Here is a 13,675-nt window from a genome sequence, read left to right on the forward strand (position 1 = left end):
AATGCCTGCCACAGTGCGCATCAGCGAATCCGCTCGCGTCGGTCTGCGCGCGGTCCTGATCATCCTCGCCGCCGTCGTCCTCCTCGTCCCCGTCATCGTCAGCACCGCCCAAGGTGCTTCCCGCCTCGACTACGGGCGGATCGAATCGTCCGAACCGCTGCCGAAGGCGATGAAGGAACTCAAGATCGGCCTCGACTCCGGTGGTGCCGTCGACATCAAGACCGCCGACGTCGCCGAGGCGACCGTGAAGCTCACCGGCACCGGTCCCCGTGACAGCTCCGCGACCCTTGAGGTCGACAGTCGAGCCGATACCGCCGAGGTGGCCGTGAAGAACGGCGGGAGACTCGAGAACACCAGGTTGACCGTCACCATCCCGACCAGTGAGGCGAAAGACCTTGCGCTGGACTTCGACGGCAACTACGGCCGGTTCGATGTCACCGGCGACTTCGTCGAGATCAACGCCGACACCGGCGGTGGAACCGCGAACGTGACCGGGTCGGCTCAGAAGGTGCGGACCACGAGCGATTGGGGTGCCACCTACCTGGACGGAGACTTCGGGACGGTGTCGGCCAAGACCGGGGTCGGTGCCATCGAAGGAGAGAACCTCACCGTCAGCGACCGCATCGACGTGGTCAGTTCGACGGGAACCGTCGATCTCGACTTCACCAATCAGGCGATGCCCACCGGCGGAATCATCGCGAAGACAGAAGAAGGCTCGATCGACATGCGAGTGCCGAATCTCAAGCTCACCTCAGAAGAGCTGGATAAGGACTTCTTCTACCGGATCAACGCGAAGTCCAATGACGGATCCGTCGACCTCGCCTCCGATCTGAAGAAGTACGACGTGGCGGACGACCCGAAGGAAGCCAAGGGCAAGATCCTCGTTCCGATTTCGGCCACAGCCGATACTGGTACCGTCACAGTCAACCAGAACTGAGAAACGACCGGCGCACGGGCGGGCTCGACGTCGGGCCCGCCCGTGCTTCGTCTGAGGGGTCGACGATCATGCAGATCACCGTCTATGGAGCCACCGGAACCTTCGGCGCGCAGTTGGTGCCCCAGCTGCGCGAACGCGGCCACACCGTCATCGCCGCTCACCGCGGGAGCGGGGTCGACACGGTGACCGGTCAGGGAGTCGCCGAGGCGGCCGAAGGCAGCGACGTCCTCGTCGATTGCGTCAACCAGCTGACGATGAACGCCCAGAAAGCCATTGACTTCTTCTCACGCAGCTCCCGTTCGATCGCCGAGGCGGCCGCCGAGCAGCCCGGCACCTCCGTGGCCGTCCTGTCGATCGCGTTCCGCCCCGAGGCCGCCGAGTCGCGGATGATGGGCTACTACCAGGGCAAAGCCATGCAGGAGCGGATATTTCGCCGGCTCGTCCCAGACGAGCAGCTGCTGATGTTCCGGTCGGCTCAGTGGTTCGAACTCGTTGACACGATGACGATCAAGGCCGGGCCGCTGCGCTTCGTGCCGAAGATGCGCGTGCGGGCCCTGGCCGTCACCGAGGCGGCACGCATCATGGCCGAAGCCATCGACGCACGCGAGCGCGGCACCATCGAGGTCGCCGGTCCCGAGATCAGCGACTTCGCTGAGATCGCCCGCCGACTTGCCGCTGTACGTGCCCGGAAGGCGGGTGTGAGACGTGCGAAGGTCGTCGGCATTCCCCTGCCCGGGCCGATGGCCCGCGACGGCCTCATCCCACCGTCACCGAGGATGTCCGACGTGACCGTCGACGAATGGCTGCGCTCGGTCTGAGTCAGCGCCGTACGCCGTCAAGTAAGGGCCGAAAGCACTCACTTTGCCTGCCAATTTTCCACCTAACCGAACTATCCGATATTTCGGACGAAAACTATGTGATCTGGAAGACACACTCTAGTCGCGTGAAATAGCGTCTTCTCAACATGGTCACGTGCGCGTCGACCATCCGGAACTCAGCCCCACCCCTCCGGGAAGGAAGACGATGTCGTTGCCCGACCACTTGACCCTGACTGCCCTCATCCGGTTCGCCCGTGATGGCGACACCCTGACATTTGCCGATACGACGGCGATGACTGCCGCTCACGACTTCGCCATCGAAGCAGTTGACACCGTTCCGATCTACGGCCGCTCGACCGGCGTCGGGGCGAACAAGGCGGTCGAACTCGACGAGAGCAACTCAAGCGATCAGGATCTTCGACTCCTCCGCAGTCACGCTGTCGGCGCCGGCGACCTGGTCGACGATCAGACGGTGCGGATGGCCATGGCCATCCGCACCAACCAGCTGCTGCGCGGCGGGTCCGGAATCTCTGTCGACGTCGTTGCCGCACTGCGTGATCTTCTCGACAGCGGGCACCGCCCGATCATTCGCGAGGTAGGATCCCTGGGCACAGGTGACCTCTCCCAGATGGCCGAGCTCGCTCTCACACTCATCGGGGAGAAGCCGACCGCTGACGGCACCTTCCGCGCCCTGTGGATTCCGCATGGCGGGGATGCGCTTCCGTTCATTTCGAGCAACGCCTTCACCCTCGCCTCAGCCGCGCGTGCGGTCGCCGAGGTGGACCGCTTCGTGGATCACTTCGTGCACATCGCGGCAGCGTCCATGAAGGTCACCGGAGCCAATCTCGAACCATTCGCTGCGGCCGTTCAGGCCGCGCGGCCCGAGCCCGGGCAGAAGGAAGCGGCAGCACGCATCCTCGAGGTCATCGGCACAAATTCGTGGGAGGCTCGCAGACTTCAGGACACTTTCGGCTTCCGCGCGATCACCCCCGTTCTGTCCACTCTGCTCACCGCGCGTTCACGATTGGCTGAGGCTGTCGAGGTCGAGATGAACGCGAGCCCGGAGAACCCGCTCATCGACGTCGATTCGGCGTGGATCTATCACAACGGCAACTTCCACTCCCAGCAGCTGATGATCGAACTCGAGGCGACCACACTCGCGCTCTTCGGAGCCGCCCAGCTCTCCTTTGACAGGACGATGCGCCTATCCGAACCTGAGGTCACTGGACTCGAGTCCTTCCTCGCCGATTCCACGCCAGGCAGCAGCGGGATCATGATGGCTGAATACGTGAGCGCCTCGGCTCTCAATGAACTCCGAATCCAGGCGCAACCAGCTTCGCTTGCCAACGTCGTGGTCTCCAGGGGAATGGAGGACCACGCCCCGTTCACGGCCCAGGCCGCTCGACAACTGCGTGCCGGCCTCGAACAGGCGCGCAGAGTCCTCTCCATCGAGCTCCTCGGCGCCGCCCGCGGAGTGAGGATGGACGAGGCTGAGCGCCCCGACACAGGCTCGATCCCCTCGTCGCAGTCGCTGGACTACCTCGCCCTCGCCCCAATCGGTCCCATGATTGCCGATCGCCCGCTCACTGACGACATCACCGCACTTGAGCGGTTCGTTGCCACCGACCTCGAGACCCTCCGTTCGAAGGACACCGCATCATGACCGCATCCACTCAGCCCACGGCTATCGACGATGTGCCGTTCGGGCGGTTCCACGCCCGCATCACCGCGATGACGTTCGGCGCGAACTTCTCCGACGGATACGCGCTCGGGATCATTGGCGCACTCCTGCCTGTGCTCGGCACCCAATGGGGACTCAACGGGGTCGAATCCGGACTGCTCGGCGCTTCGGCGCTCATCGGACTCTTCTTCGGCAGCGTCATCCTCGGTCGTGTGAGCGACAGGATCGGGCGGCAGAAGGTCTACGTGCTGAATTTCCTGCTCATCGCTGTCGCCTCCGTCCTCCAACTGTGGGCACCAGAGATCTGGACACTGTTCGCCCTCCGCGTGCTCATCGGCTTCGGACTCGGTGCCGACTACGCCGTCGGTCCGACCCTGCTCTCTGAATTTGCGCCGAGGCGGCACCGCGGCATGATGCTCGCCTCACTGACAGTTATGTGGACAGTCGGCTACGTGGCAGCCAACGTGCTCGGCGTCTACTTGGTCGGCGACGGCGACTCCTGGCGCTGGCTGCTCGCTTCGGGAGCGATTCCCGCACTCATCGTGCTCATCGTCCGGATCGGCGCCCCCGAATCCCCGGCCTGGCTCATCAGCAAGGGTCGGATCCACGAGGCGAAGGCGATCGTGCGCAAGTACATCGGCATCGAGATCACCCCTGAGCAGTTCCCGGCAGTGGCCACTGAGGAGGTCAATGCCGAAGACTTCAAGGAGCTGTTCGGGAGTCGAATGCGGCGCAAGACCTGGTTCGGCGTGATCTTCTACAGTGCACTCGTGCTGCCGTATTTCGCGATCTACACCTTCGTGCCGACGATCTTCACCAGCCTCGAGGTTGAGGACGAGGACCTCCAATATCTCATCCTCAACCTCTTCCTTCTCGCCGGCGGCATCGCCGGACTATGGCTCGTCCAGAAATTCCGCAGACGGCCTGCAACGTTCTGGTCGTTCGTCGTCCTAACGGTCTCATTAGTGCTCCTCGGCGTGTTCTCCGGGGCGAACCTCATCCTGTTGATGATCCCTTTCGCGATCTACACGTTCGTTATGTCGGCGGCCTCGAACCTCACCCAGGTCTACCCTCCCGAGCTCTTTCCCACGAGTCTGCGTGCCTCTGGCGTCGGACTGCTCAACGGGCTCAGCCGCATAGCTTCGGCGGTAGGCACCTTCGTCCTCCCGATCATGCTCGAAGGCTGGGGGATCGCAGTGTCGATGTACGTCCTCGCCGCTGTCCTCGCAGTGGGCGCAGTGTTTACGTGGCTATGGGCTCCGGAGACCGCGAAAGATCACATCGTCTGACTCAGCGCAGAACCCCGAACACGGGGCAGGCGTATCATCCGTTCCGGAGGTTGTCATGGATTGGATGGAATACGGGCTCAACTGGGTCGACGCAGTCAGGATCGTCGTGTCGTGCGTGGCCTTCTACTTCGGGATCATTCTGCTCCTGCGCATCTTCGGCCAGCGCACTCTGGCGAGCCTGTCGAGCTTCGACGTGGCCGCGATCATCGCGATGGGAGCGATCATCGGGCGGTCCATCCTCGGCGATACCCCGACCCTGGCCGCGGGCATACTGGGTCTGGCGACCCTGCTGACTCTGCAGGCACTCAGCGGATTCGGCCGACGTTTCGGATTCGTGCGCAGCGTCGTCAACTCCCCGGCGGTGGTGCTTATGGCCGGTCGTGAGATCCTCACGGACAATCTGTCGAAGAGCCACGTCGACCACGACGAACTCATCGCCAAACTGCGGTCGGCCGGCATCCGCAACCGCGATGAGGTGGCATGCGTGATCCTCGAATCGACCGGTCAGATCAGCGTCATCCGACGCGGCGCACCCATCGCCGAGGAGATGCTCACCGGGGTCGTCGGTGCCGACCGAGTGCCCCGCGACGGCTGAGACTCAGTCGAGCCCGAGCACCTTCGCGCCGTTGGTCCACAGCACCGAGCGCATCCAATCATCGCCGAGGCCCAGGGCGGCCAGGCCGGAGATCTGATCGACATAGGGATAGGGGATGTTCGGGAAATCAGAGCCGAGGATGACCTTGTCCTCAAGCCTGGCCAGTCGTTCGCGGTAGGCGGGGGTCACCTCGGCGGGGGTGGAGAAATACCCGGACGCGAACATCGTCGTATCGAGATAGACGTTGTCGAAGCTCTCGGCGAGATCGGCGAACTCATCGTACTCGGGCATGCCCATATGGGCGATGACGAACTTCAGCTGCGGGAATCGCTCGAGGACGTTCGCCACCGCCTGCGGACCGGTGTACGTGCCCGGCAGGGGAGCGGATCCGGCGTGGATGACGATCGGCACGCGGGCCTCCTCGAGAGCCTTCCACGCGGGGTCGAGGACCTCGTCGTCGGGAGAGAACACACCGACCTGGACGTGGACCTTGAACAGCTTCGCCCCGGCGGCAAGCGCGGCCGGGACGTAATCGGCTGATTCGGGTTCGGCATAGAGGGTGCCGCAGTGGATGACGTCGTCGTGGGCGGCGGCGAACTCGGCGTTCCATTCATTCAGCCACGCGGCCATTCCGGGTTTGTGCGGGTAGGTCAGGGCCGGGACGGCGCGCAGGCCGAGCTCGCGGACGATATCCAGACGGGTATCCGTGTCGTACCGGTAGTTGATCGGCCAGTCGCGGCCGTAGTTGTCCGAGGCGTTGTCGAAGTACTCCCACACCTTGTCGAGCACGTTCTGCGGAAGGAAGTGGACATGGATGTCGGCGAGTCCAGGCAGGCCGAGGGCGCGGACGTAGTCGGGCACCTCGGCATCGGTGCGTGGGGGAGCAGTCATCGTGTCCGGGACCTCGAAAGCCCGACCGATCGTCGTCCCCGGGGCAGGGTTCGCGGTTGGGAGAGTGGGTGCGGTCTGGGAAGCCGAAGGGGTCTGAGTCGCTGCGTCATCGGAGTCGTTCATGGCCCCACTCTATGACCTCGCCGCCCAGGTCTTCAGCGCTCGCCCATGCCCGACGCATAGACTGCCCGCATGAGCCTGCGCGATCCGTTCACGATCCCCACTCCGTCCCAGGTCAGACCCGTGGGGAAGGCGCCGTACTGGACTCCGGGGCAGACCGTGACCTGGACGTTCCGGCGTTTCGACTTCGACCGCGACCTCGCCGAGGTGGCCCGCCCGATGCGTGTCATCGCCGACGGGCCGTCCGGCTCTGTTCTGTGGTTGGCAGGGGGTACGCCGACGCAGGAGACCCGCATCGTCGGGTGGGAAGACACGAACGCCCACGATGTGCCGTTGAAGGCACGGTTTCGTCCCATCGCCGAGGCGCCGACGCGGATCAATGTCGAGGGCACGTGGCGGGGTCGTGGAGTGCTCAAGATCGTCCCGCCCGAAGCTCCGTTCTCCGTATGGGTGCTGCTCAAAGATGCTGGGGATGATGTTGATCGTCCAGAGTCCGGCGGCGTGCGGGTCGAGTGGTACATCAATCTTGAGACCTCACACCGACGCAGCGATGATGCGCTGTTCACCAGCGATCACATCCTCGATATCACCTTCCCGATCGCGTCTATGCCCCTGCACGCCGAGGACGGTCGCCTCGATCCGACCGGTGCCGTGTTCAAGGATGTCGACGAACTCGCCGCGGCGGCGAACTACGGCGCGTGGCCGAAGGAGTGGTCGGAGATCATCCGAGACAATGGCAGCCATCTGCTCGACCACCTCGGCGATTTCGGGTGGGCCTTCGATCCCGAATGGGAGACGGTGGCCCGCGATCTGGTGGGGAAGGTTCGACTGGGTGCCGCCTCGGTGTCAGAAAAATCGTTCGATCAGGAACATCGGGCGATCCCGAATGGTTGTTATGACCGACAGCATCGGTGATCGTCGCGGATGCACCTGTCGCCCCAATGAAGCACACAAGCGAAGAATGATCTGCTGCTGAAAGGAACCGTCTCCATGACGACCAACCATCGGATTCGCCTGAACTCGCGCCCTGTGGGCGCTCCCACTGCAGAGAACTACCTGCTCGACGAGGTGCCTGTGCCGACCCCGGGCGAGGGGCAGGTGCTGCTGCGCACCCTCTATCTCTCGCTCGATCCGTACATGCGCGGGCGGATGTCGGACGCGAAGTCCTACGCCAAGCCCGTCGAGGTCGGCGATGTCATGGTCGGCGCCACCGTGTCCGAGGTCGTCGAATCCAATGCCGAGGGCTTCACCGCCGGTGAGATCGTGCTCGGCTACGGCGGTTGGCAGGAGTATTCGGTCGAGTCGACCGGACACCTGCGCAAGATCGACCCGGAGATTGCGCCGATCTCCACCCACCTCGGTGTGCTCGGCATGCCCGGGTTCACTGCGTACGCGGGTCTGCTCGAGATCGGTCAGCCCAAGGAGGGTGAGACCGTGGCCGTGGCCGCTGCGACCGGTCCCGTCGGATCCGTCGTCGGCCAGATCGCGAAGATCAAGGGAGCGACTGCCGTCGGCATCGCCGGCGGACCGGACAAGGTCGCTCACCTTCGTGAGCTCGGCTTCGACGTGGCACTTGACCACCGCACGGGGAACCTGCGGCAGGAGCTGAAGGAGGCGGTGCCGCAGGGCATCGACGTCTACTTTGAGAACGTCGGCGGGGAGGTCTTCGACGCTGTGCTGCCGCGGCTCAATACGTTCGCTCGCGTGCCCGTGTGCGGTCTCGTCGCCAACTACAACCTCACCTCGCTGCCCGAGGGGCCGGACCGTTCGGGAGCGCTCATGGGCAACATCCTGACGAAGTCGCTGCTCGTGCGCGGATTCATCCAGACCGAGTTCGCCGAGCGTCTGACCCCGCAGTTCCTTACGGACATGAGCGGCTGGCTCAAGGAGGGCAAGGTTCGCTTCCGCGAGGATATCCGTCCCGGTCTCGAGAAGGCTCCCGAATACTTCAACGATCTGCTCACCGGCGGAAACTTCGGCAAGATGGTCGTCGCCGTGGGCGCCGAGAGCTGAGTCTGTCGGTTCATCTCTGAATCGGAAACGAAGAGGCGGCCTCGGCCAGTTCTGGCCGACGCCGCCTCTTTCTTGCGTTGCGGGTCGCAACGCTGTTCAGCCAGGCAGGTATTCGGTGACGGAGAACGAGTTCCTCACGACCTGACGCAGCTCGTCCAAGCTGCTGGTCGGATCGACCTGACCGACCGCTCGCGCTTGGATGAGCAGATTGCCGATCGCCGTCGCCTCGACAGGACCGGCGAGCACTCTGAGGCCGGAGTGATTCGCGGTGAGCTGGCAGAGCAGAGTGTTCTGCGAACCGCCGCCGACGATGTGGATCGTCTCCACACTCCGTCCCGTCAGCTTCTCGGCCGTCGCAATGGTCTGAGCATAAGCGGCAGCAAGCGATTCGAGGATGGATCTGACCACCTCGGCTCGGGTGTGGGGAGGTTCGATGCCGTGCTCACAGCACCAGTCGCGGATGCGGGTGGGCATGTCCCCGGGTGGGGTGAAACGTCCATCGGACGGGTCGAACACAGCCACAGGCGTCGTGATTGCGGCCGCCTCGGCGAGCAGGCTCTCAAGGTCCGAGCTGCGTTGAGCATCGGTGGCGTCGTGTTCCCACTGGCGCATCGATTCGCTGAGCAGCCACAGACCGGACACGTTCTTGAGGAACCGGATCGTTCCGTCGACTCCGCCTTCGTTCGTGAAGTTCGCTCGGCGCGCCTCCTCGGTCACGACCGGTTCGTCGAGCTCGAGACCGACCAAGGACCAGGTGCCGCTGGAGATATAAGCAGAGCTCTGCCGTTCCATCGGCACGGCCACCACCGCCGAGGCGGTGTCATGGCTGCCCACGGCCGTCACCTGGATCGGGTCGGCCGCCCCGAGACGGACAGCCACCGGTGCATTCAGTTCCCCGATGCTCTCGCCGGGGGAGACGAGAGCGGGCAGAAGATCGGCCGGCAGTCCGAGCCGCTCCATGAGGTCGGCGTCCCAGTCTCCGTTGCGGACCGACAGAAGCCCGGTCGTCGAGGCGTTCGTGCGTTCGGTGCGCATCTGCCCGGTCAGCCAGAATCCGATGAGATCGGGAACGAGCAGTGCCGCGTCGGCGAGGTCGAGGAACCCGGATTCGGCTTCGACCGCGAACTGGAACACGGTGTTGAAGTCGAGGTGCTGGAGGCCGTTGTGGGTGAAGAGCTCATCAGGGGCGACGAGTTCGTGGACGATTTCGACACCGCGCAGATTCCGTCCGTCCCGGTAATGGTGCGGAATCCCGAGCAGTTCTCCGCCGCGGAGCAGCCCATAGTCGACGGCCCACGAATCGATGCCGATGCTCACGAGTCCCGGACTTCTGAGGATGGCTTCCCGGAGGCCCGTACTCAGTTCGGCGAAGAGCGACTGGATGTTCCAGTGCATGCTCTCGCCCAAGAGTTGCGGTACATTGGCAAACCGAGCCACGGGCTTCATCCGCAGCACGCCATCGTGCACGCCGCCCAAGATGACGCGGCCGCTCGTGGCGCCGAGGTCGACCGCGGCGAGAGTGAGACCGGCAGCAGATTCAGTGGTATCCATATGTATGAGGATCTCCGTTCGCGTGCGGCTCAGCGCAGGAACGCTGCGGCGACTCCGGCGTCGACGGGCACGTGCAGGCCGGTCGTATGCGAGAAGTCGGAAGTGCACAGCGCATAGACGGCGTTGGCCACATTCTCCGGGACGACCTCACGGCCGAGGATGGTCCGCTGAGCATAGAACTTGCCCAGGTCCTTCTCCTCCACCCCATAGGTCTTCGCGCGCTGCGCACCCCAACCGCCGGCGAAGATTCCTGAACCGCGCACAACGCCGTCGGGGTTGATGCCGTTGACACGGATTCCGTGTTCGCCGAGTTCAGCCGCGAGCAGACGCACCTGATGAGCTTGATCGGCTTTCGTCGCCGAGTAGGCGATATTGTTCGGTCCAGCGAAGACGGAGTTCTTCGAGGAGATGTAGACGATGTCACCGCCGAGCCCTTGGTCGACGAGGATCCGGGCGGCGTTCTTAGACACGAGGAACGACCCCTTGGCCATCACGTTGTGCTGGAGGTCCCAATCGGCTTCGGTCGTGTCGAACAGCGACTTCGACAGGGACAGCCCGGCATTGTTGACGATGAGATCGAGACCGCCGAAGGCGAGGACCGCCTCATTCAAGGCCGCCTGCACTCCCGCCTCATCGGAGACATCGGCTGCGACGCCGATGGCGACATCGGTCGGCCCGAGTTCGGTCGCAACCTCCTGTGCTTTGGTCCGGTCGAGATCGGCGATGACGACGCAGGCCCCCTCGGCGACGAGGCGAGTGGCGATCGCCTTGCCGATCCCCGAAGCGGCGCCGGTGACGAACGCGATGCGACCGGCCAGCGGCTTAGGTGCAGGCCTCCGCTGCAGCTTGGCTTCCTCGAGAGCCCAGTATTCGATGCGGAACTTCTCCGCCTCGCTGATGGGAGCGTAGGTCGACAGCGCTTCGGCTCCGCGCATGACGTTGATGGCATTGACGTAGAACTCGCCGGCCACCCGCGCCGTCTGCTTGTCCGCGCCATAGGAGAACATGCCCACCCCCGGAACGAGGATGATCGCCGGATCAGCCCCGCGCATGGCGGGTGATTCAGCATCGGCGTGGCGGTCGTAATAGGCCGCATAATCGGTTCGGTAGGCCTCGTGCAGTGCCGGGAGTGCGGCGATGGTCTCTTCCACCGAGGTGGCCGCCGGCAGATCGATGACCAGCGGCTTCACCTTGGTGCGGAGGAAATGGTCCGGGCAGCTCGTGCCGAGTTCGGCCAGAGCGTTGAGCTTCTCCCCGGCGAGGAATTCGAGCACCGCCGGTTCATCGGTGAAGTGCCCGACCATCGTCCTGTCCGCAGAGGCGAGACCACGCAGGTGCGGAGCCAGGGCCGCGGCCTTGGCCTGACGCTCATCGGCAGGCAGAGCGGCGAAGTCCGTGCGCTCTGCTCCGAAAGGCTCGGGACGGCCGTGTTCGGCGATATAGGCCGCCGCGGTGTCGATGATCCACCGTGAGTTGGCTTCGGATTCCGCCGAGGTGGCTCCCCACGCCGTGATTCCGTGACCACCCAGGATGGTGCCGATGGCCTGTGGGTTCTCTGCCTTGATGGCTGCGATGTCGAGGCCGAGCTGGAAACCGGGCCGCCGCCACGGCACCCAGACGACTGTGTCGCCGAAGATCCTCTTCGTCAGCTCCTCACCGTCTGCCGCGGTGGCAATGGCGATCCCGGAGTCAGGGTGGAGGTGGTCGACGTGGGCGGCATCGACGAGTCCGTGCATGGCGGTGTCGATCGAGGGTGCGGCACCGCCCTTGCCATGCAGGGTGTAGTCGAAGGCCGCGACCATCTCGTCCTCGCGGTCGACTCCGGGATAGGTGTTCTCCATCGACCGCAGCCGGTCGAGGCGGAGGACTGCGAGACCGTCTGGAGTGAGCGTTCCGAGATCTCCGCCGGAGCCCTTGACCCAGAGCAGTTCGACGTCGTCGCCGGTCACCGGGTCGATATCGGTGCCTTTGGCCGAAGTGTTGCCGCCGGCATAGTTCGTATTGCGACGGTCGGCCCCCAGCGAATTCGAGCGGGCGATGAGGTCGTTGACGGTCGGATGGGTCATGGTTCTCCTTGAAAAGGATGGTGCGGGTGTCGAAGTGCGTGATGCAGCGAGGTGGGTCGAGACAGTGGGTGCCGCGATTTCGGGACGCCCACTGTCTCCGAGTTCAGGCGCCCCAGCCGGCTTGGGTGCCGCCGACGCGGTCGACTGCGATCTGCTCCTGGTAGCCGGATTCACGGAGGGCACGGATGGGGTCGGCCGGCAGTCCGCGGGAGACGCGCCAATCAGCGAGGTCGCTGCGAACATCGGTGTAGAACGCATCCATGAAGATGTCGTTGGCGGTGATGACATCGCCTGCTCGCTGAGCCGCAGTGAGCGCCTCGGTGTCGATGAGGAGGGCTCGGGCGGTCATCTCCTGGACGTTGAGCACCGAGCGGATCTGTCCTTCGATCTTGTTCTCGACGTTGTGGCACTGGTCGAGCATGAACGCGATATCGGGACTGTTGAGGCCGCCTCCGCGAATCACTTCGTGGATGATTCGGAAGAGCTGGAACGGGTCGGCGGCACCGACCATGAGGTCGTCATCGGCGTAGAAGCGGGAATTGAAGTCGAACGAGCCGAGCTTGCCCAGGCGCAGCAGCTGCATGACGATGAATTCGATGTTCGTGCCCGGAGCGTGGTGGCCGGTGTCGAGGCAGACCAGCGCCTTGTCGCCCAGGGCTGCGACCTGGGTGTAGCTAGTGCCCCAGTCGGGGACGTCCGTGTGGTAGAACGAGGGCTCGAAGAACTTGTATTCAAGCACCATCCTCTGTTCCTCGCCGAGGCGGTCGTAGATCTGGGAAAGTGACTCGTGGAGTCGATCTTGCCGACCCCGCATGTCCGCTTGGCCAGGGTAGTTCGAACCTTCGGCCAACCAGATCTTGAGGTCCCGTGATCCAGTGCGATCCATGACGTCGATGCATTCGAGATGAGCGTCGATGGCCTTGGCACGGATAGCCTCGTCCTCGTGGGTGAGGGCACCGAATTTATAGTCGTCGTCCTGGAATGTGTTCGAGTTGACCGTGCCCAAACGCACCCCGAGTCCGGCAGCATGGGCAGCCAGCTCGTCGAAATCGCAGAGGTCCCACGGAATGTGCAGAGCCACCTGAGGAGCGAGTCCGGTGAGTTCGTGGACCTTTGCGGCATCGGCGATCTTCTCGAATGGGTCCCGCGGTGTGCCAGGGGTGCCGAAGACCTTGAAACGGGTGCCGGAGTTGCCGAACGCCCAGGAGGGCAGTTCGATCTCCTGTGCAGCGAGCTGATCGGTGATGTCGGCGAAGGTGGGGCGAGTGCTCATGAGAGTTGGTATTCCTTAATGTTGCGGTGGTGCTGGGTGCATTGTGGGACTGAAGAATCAGCGAGTCGCTGGATCCGATGCAGTGGTCACTCGGGGTGAACTTCGGCCCGGGCCGCAGCGAGTTGGTCCTCGAGGTGGAAGACCTCGCGGATTCGTTCCGGTCCTGCGTCGAACGACCCGCCGGCAGCGAAGTACGGAGACATCGACTGCTGCCAAGCAGCGTTGATCTCCGTCAGCTCCATCCCCTTCTGCGCGGCCTCGTAGTCGTACGTTTCGAGATAGCCGATGACCATGCCGGTCGGATCCGCGAACAGGGAGTAGTTGCGCCAACCGGTGGATTCGAGAGCCTCGAGCATGTCCGGCCATACGGCCCGGTGTGCCGCGACGTACTCATCGAGGCGGGCAGGATCGACCTGCATGCGGAAACACACCCGCTCCATC

The 13,675-nt window shown here is 64.1% G+C and carries 12 protein-coding genes; 7 read left to right on the forward strand and 5 right to left on the reverse strand.

What is annotated here, in order from left to right; all coding sequences use genetic code 11:
- Position 1: 1 nt before the first annotated feature.
- The 5 genes from ACU4IU_RS11050 to ACU4IU_RS11070 all read left to right on the forward strand — a co-directional run bounded on the left by ACU4IU_RS11050 (position 2) and on the right by ACU4IU_RS11070 (position 5,320).
- Entirely contained in the window at positions 2 to 937 is a 936-nt protein-coding gene (locus ACU4IU_RS11050; protein WP_446656738.1) for a hypothetical protein, read from the forward strand.
- A 68-nt stretch (positions 938 to 1,005) separates the two neighbouring features.
- Positions 1,006 to 1,755, forward strand: a complete 750-nt coding sequence (locus tag ACU4IU_RS11055; protein ID WP_446656739.1) for an SDR family oxidoreductase — start codon at positions 1,006 to 1,008, stop codon at positions 1,753 to 1,755.
- A gap of 205 nt (positions 1,756 to 1,960) precedes the next feature.
- Positions 1,961 to 3,418, forward strand: a complete 1,458-nt coding sequence (locus tag ACU4IU_RS11060) for an aromatic amino acid ammonia-lyase (RefSeq protein ID WP_446656740.1) — start codon at positions 1,961 to 1,963, stop codon at positions 3,416 to 3,418.
- On the forward strand, positions 3,415 to 4,725 hold the full coding sequence (locus ACU4IU_RS11065) for an MFS transporter (RefSeq protein WP_446656741.1): 1,311 nt from the start codon (positions 3,415 to 3,417) through the stop codon (positions 4,723 to 4,725). The genes ACU4IU_RS11060 and ACU4IU_RS11065 overlap by 4 nt, the downstream gene beginning before the upstream one ends.
- Positions 4,726 to 4,780: 55 nt before the next feature.
- Positions 4,781 to 5,320 carry a DUF421 domain-containing protein gene (locus ACU4IU_RS11070; RefSeq protein WP_446656742.1) on the forward strand — a complete coding sequence of 180 codons (540 nt, stop codon included), beginning with the start codon at positions 4,781 to 4,783 and terminating at the stop codon, positions 5,318 to 5,320.
- A gap of 3 nt (positions 5,321 to 5,323) precedes the next feature.
- On the opposite strand, the gene ACU4IU_RS11075 is transcribed toward ACU4IU_RS11070, so the two are convergent.
- Positions 5,324 to 6,334, reverse strand: coding sequence for an amidohydrolase family protein (locus ACU4IU_RS11075; RefSeq protein WP_446656743.1), 1,011 nt, complete (start codon positions 6,332 to 6,334; stop codon positions 5,324 to 5,326).
- A 69-nt stretch (positions 6,335 to 6,403) separates the two neighbouring features.
- On the opposite strand from ACU4IU_RS11075, the gene ACU4IU_RS11080 reads away from it, so the two are divergent.
- Together ACU4IU_RS11080 and ACU4IU_RS11085 are read left to right on the forward strand one after the other, a co-directional pair.
- Positions 6,404 to 7,246 (forward strand): DUF402 domain-containing protein, encoded by an 843-nt coding sequence (locus ACU4IU_RS11080; protein ID WP_139469111.1) that lies wholly within the window; start codon positions 6,404 to 6,406, stop codon positions 7,244 to 7,246.
- Positions 7,247 to 7,321: 75 nt separating this feature from the next.
- Positions 7,322 to 8,344: an NADP-dependent oxidoreductase gene (locus tag ACU4IU_RS11085; RefSeq protein WP_259357260.1), complete on the forward strand. Its 1,023-nt coding sequence runs from the start codon at positions 7,322 to 7,324 to the stop codon at positions 8,342 to 8,344.
- A gap of 96 nt (positions 8,345 to 8,440) precedes the next feature.
- On the opposite strand, the gene ACU4IU_RS11090 is transcribed toward ACU4IU_RS11085, so the two are convergent.
- The 4 genes from ACU4IU_RS11090 to ACU4IU_RS11105 all read right to left on the reverse strand — a co-directional run bounded on the left by ACU4IU_RS11090 (position 8,441) and on the right by ACU4IU_RS11105 (position 13,674).
- Positions 8,441 to 9,895, reverse strand: coding sequence for a rhamnulokinase (locus tag ACU4IU_RS11090; RefSeq protein WP_376904662.1), 1,455 nt, complete (start codon positions 9,893 to 9,895; stop codon positions 8,441 to 8,443).
- A gap of 29 nt (positions 9,896 to 9,924) precedes the next feature.
- Entirely contained in the window at positions 9,925 to 11,961 is a 2,037-nt protein-coding gene (locus tag ACU4IU_RS11095; protein WP_446656744.1) for a bifunctional aldolase/short-chain dehydrogenase, read from the reverse strand.
- Positions 11,962 to 12,064: 103 nt separating this feature from the next.
- Positions 12,065 to 13,234: an L-rhamnose isomerase gene (rhaI, locus tag ACU4IU_RS11100; protein WP_376904664.1), complete on the reverse strand. Its 1,170-nt coding sequence runs from the start codon at positions 13,232 to 13,234 to the stop codon at positions 12,065 to 12,067.
- A gap of 86 nt (positions 13,235 to 13,320) precedes the next feature.
- Positions 13,321 to 13,674 (reverse strand): L-rhamnose mutarotase, encoded by a 354-nt coding sequence (locus ACU4IU_RS11105; protein WP_446656745.1) that lies wholly within the window; start codon positions 13,672 to 13,674, stop codon positions 13,321 to 13,323.
- Position 13,675 lies beyond the last annotated feature (1 nt).

The sequence above is a fragment of the Brevibacterium sp. CSND-B09 genome (assembly GCF_052906525.1).

Bases quoted from the DNA above. Each gene is read 5' to 3' on its own strand.
- ACU4IU_RS11050 (WP_446656738.1), top strand. From the start codon at position 2: ATGCCTGCCACAGTGCGCATCAGCGAATCCGCTCGCGTCGGTCTGCGC.
- ACU4IU_RS11055 (WP_446656739.1), top strand. From the start codon at position 1,006: ATGCAGATCACCGTCTATGGAGCCACCGGAACCTTCGGCGCGCAGTTG.
- ACU4IU_RS11060 (WP_446656740.1), top strand. From the start codon at position 1,961: ATGTCGTTGCCCGACCACTTGACCCTGACTGCCCTCATCCGGTTCGCC.
- ACU4IU_RS11065 (WP_446656741.1), top strand. From the start codon at position 3,415: ATGACCGCATCCACTCAGCCCACGGCTATCGACGATGTGCCGTTCGGG.
- ACU4IU_RS11070 (WP_446656742.1), top strand. From the start codon at position 4,781: ATGGATTGGATGGAATACGGGCTCAACTGGGTCGACGCAGTCAGGATC.
- ACU4IU_RS11075 (WP_446656743.1), bottom strand. From the start codon at position 6,334: ATGAACGACTCCGATGACGCAGCGACTCAGACCCCTTCGGCTTCCCAG.
- ACU4IU_RS11080 (WP_139469111.1), top strand. From the start codon at position 6,404: ATGAGCCTGCGCGATCCGTTCACGATCCCCACTCCGTCCCAGGTCAGA.
- ACU4IU_RS11085 (WP_259357260.1), top strand. From the start codon at position 7,322: ATGACGACCAACCATCGGATTCGCCTGAACTCGCGCCCTGTGGGCGCT.
- ACU4IU_RS11090 (WP_376904662.1), bottom strand. From the start codon at position 9,895: ATGGATACCACTGAATCTGCTGCCGGTCTCACTCTCGCCGCGGTCGAC.
- ACU4IU_RS11095 (WP_446656744.1), bottom strand. From the start codon at position 11,961: ATGACCCATCCGACCGTCAACGACCTCATCGCCCGCTCGAATTCGCTG.
- rhaI (WP_376904664.1), bottom strand. From the start codon at position 13,234: ATGAGCACTCGCCCCACCTTCGCCGACATCACCGATCAGCTCGCTGCA.
- ACU4IU_RS11105 (WP_446656745.1), bottom strand. From the start codon at position 13,674: ATGGAGCGGGTGTGTTTCCGCATGCAGGTCGATCCTGCCCGCCTCGAT.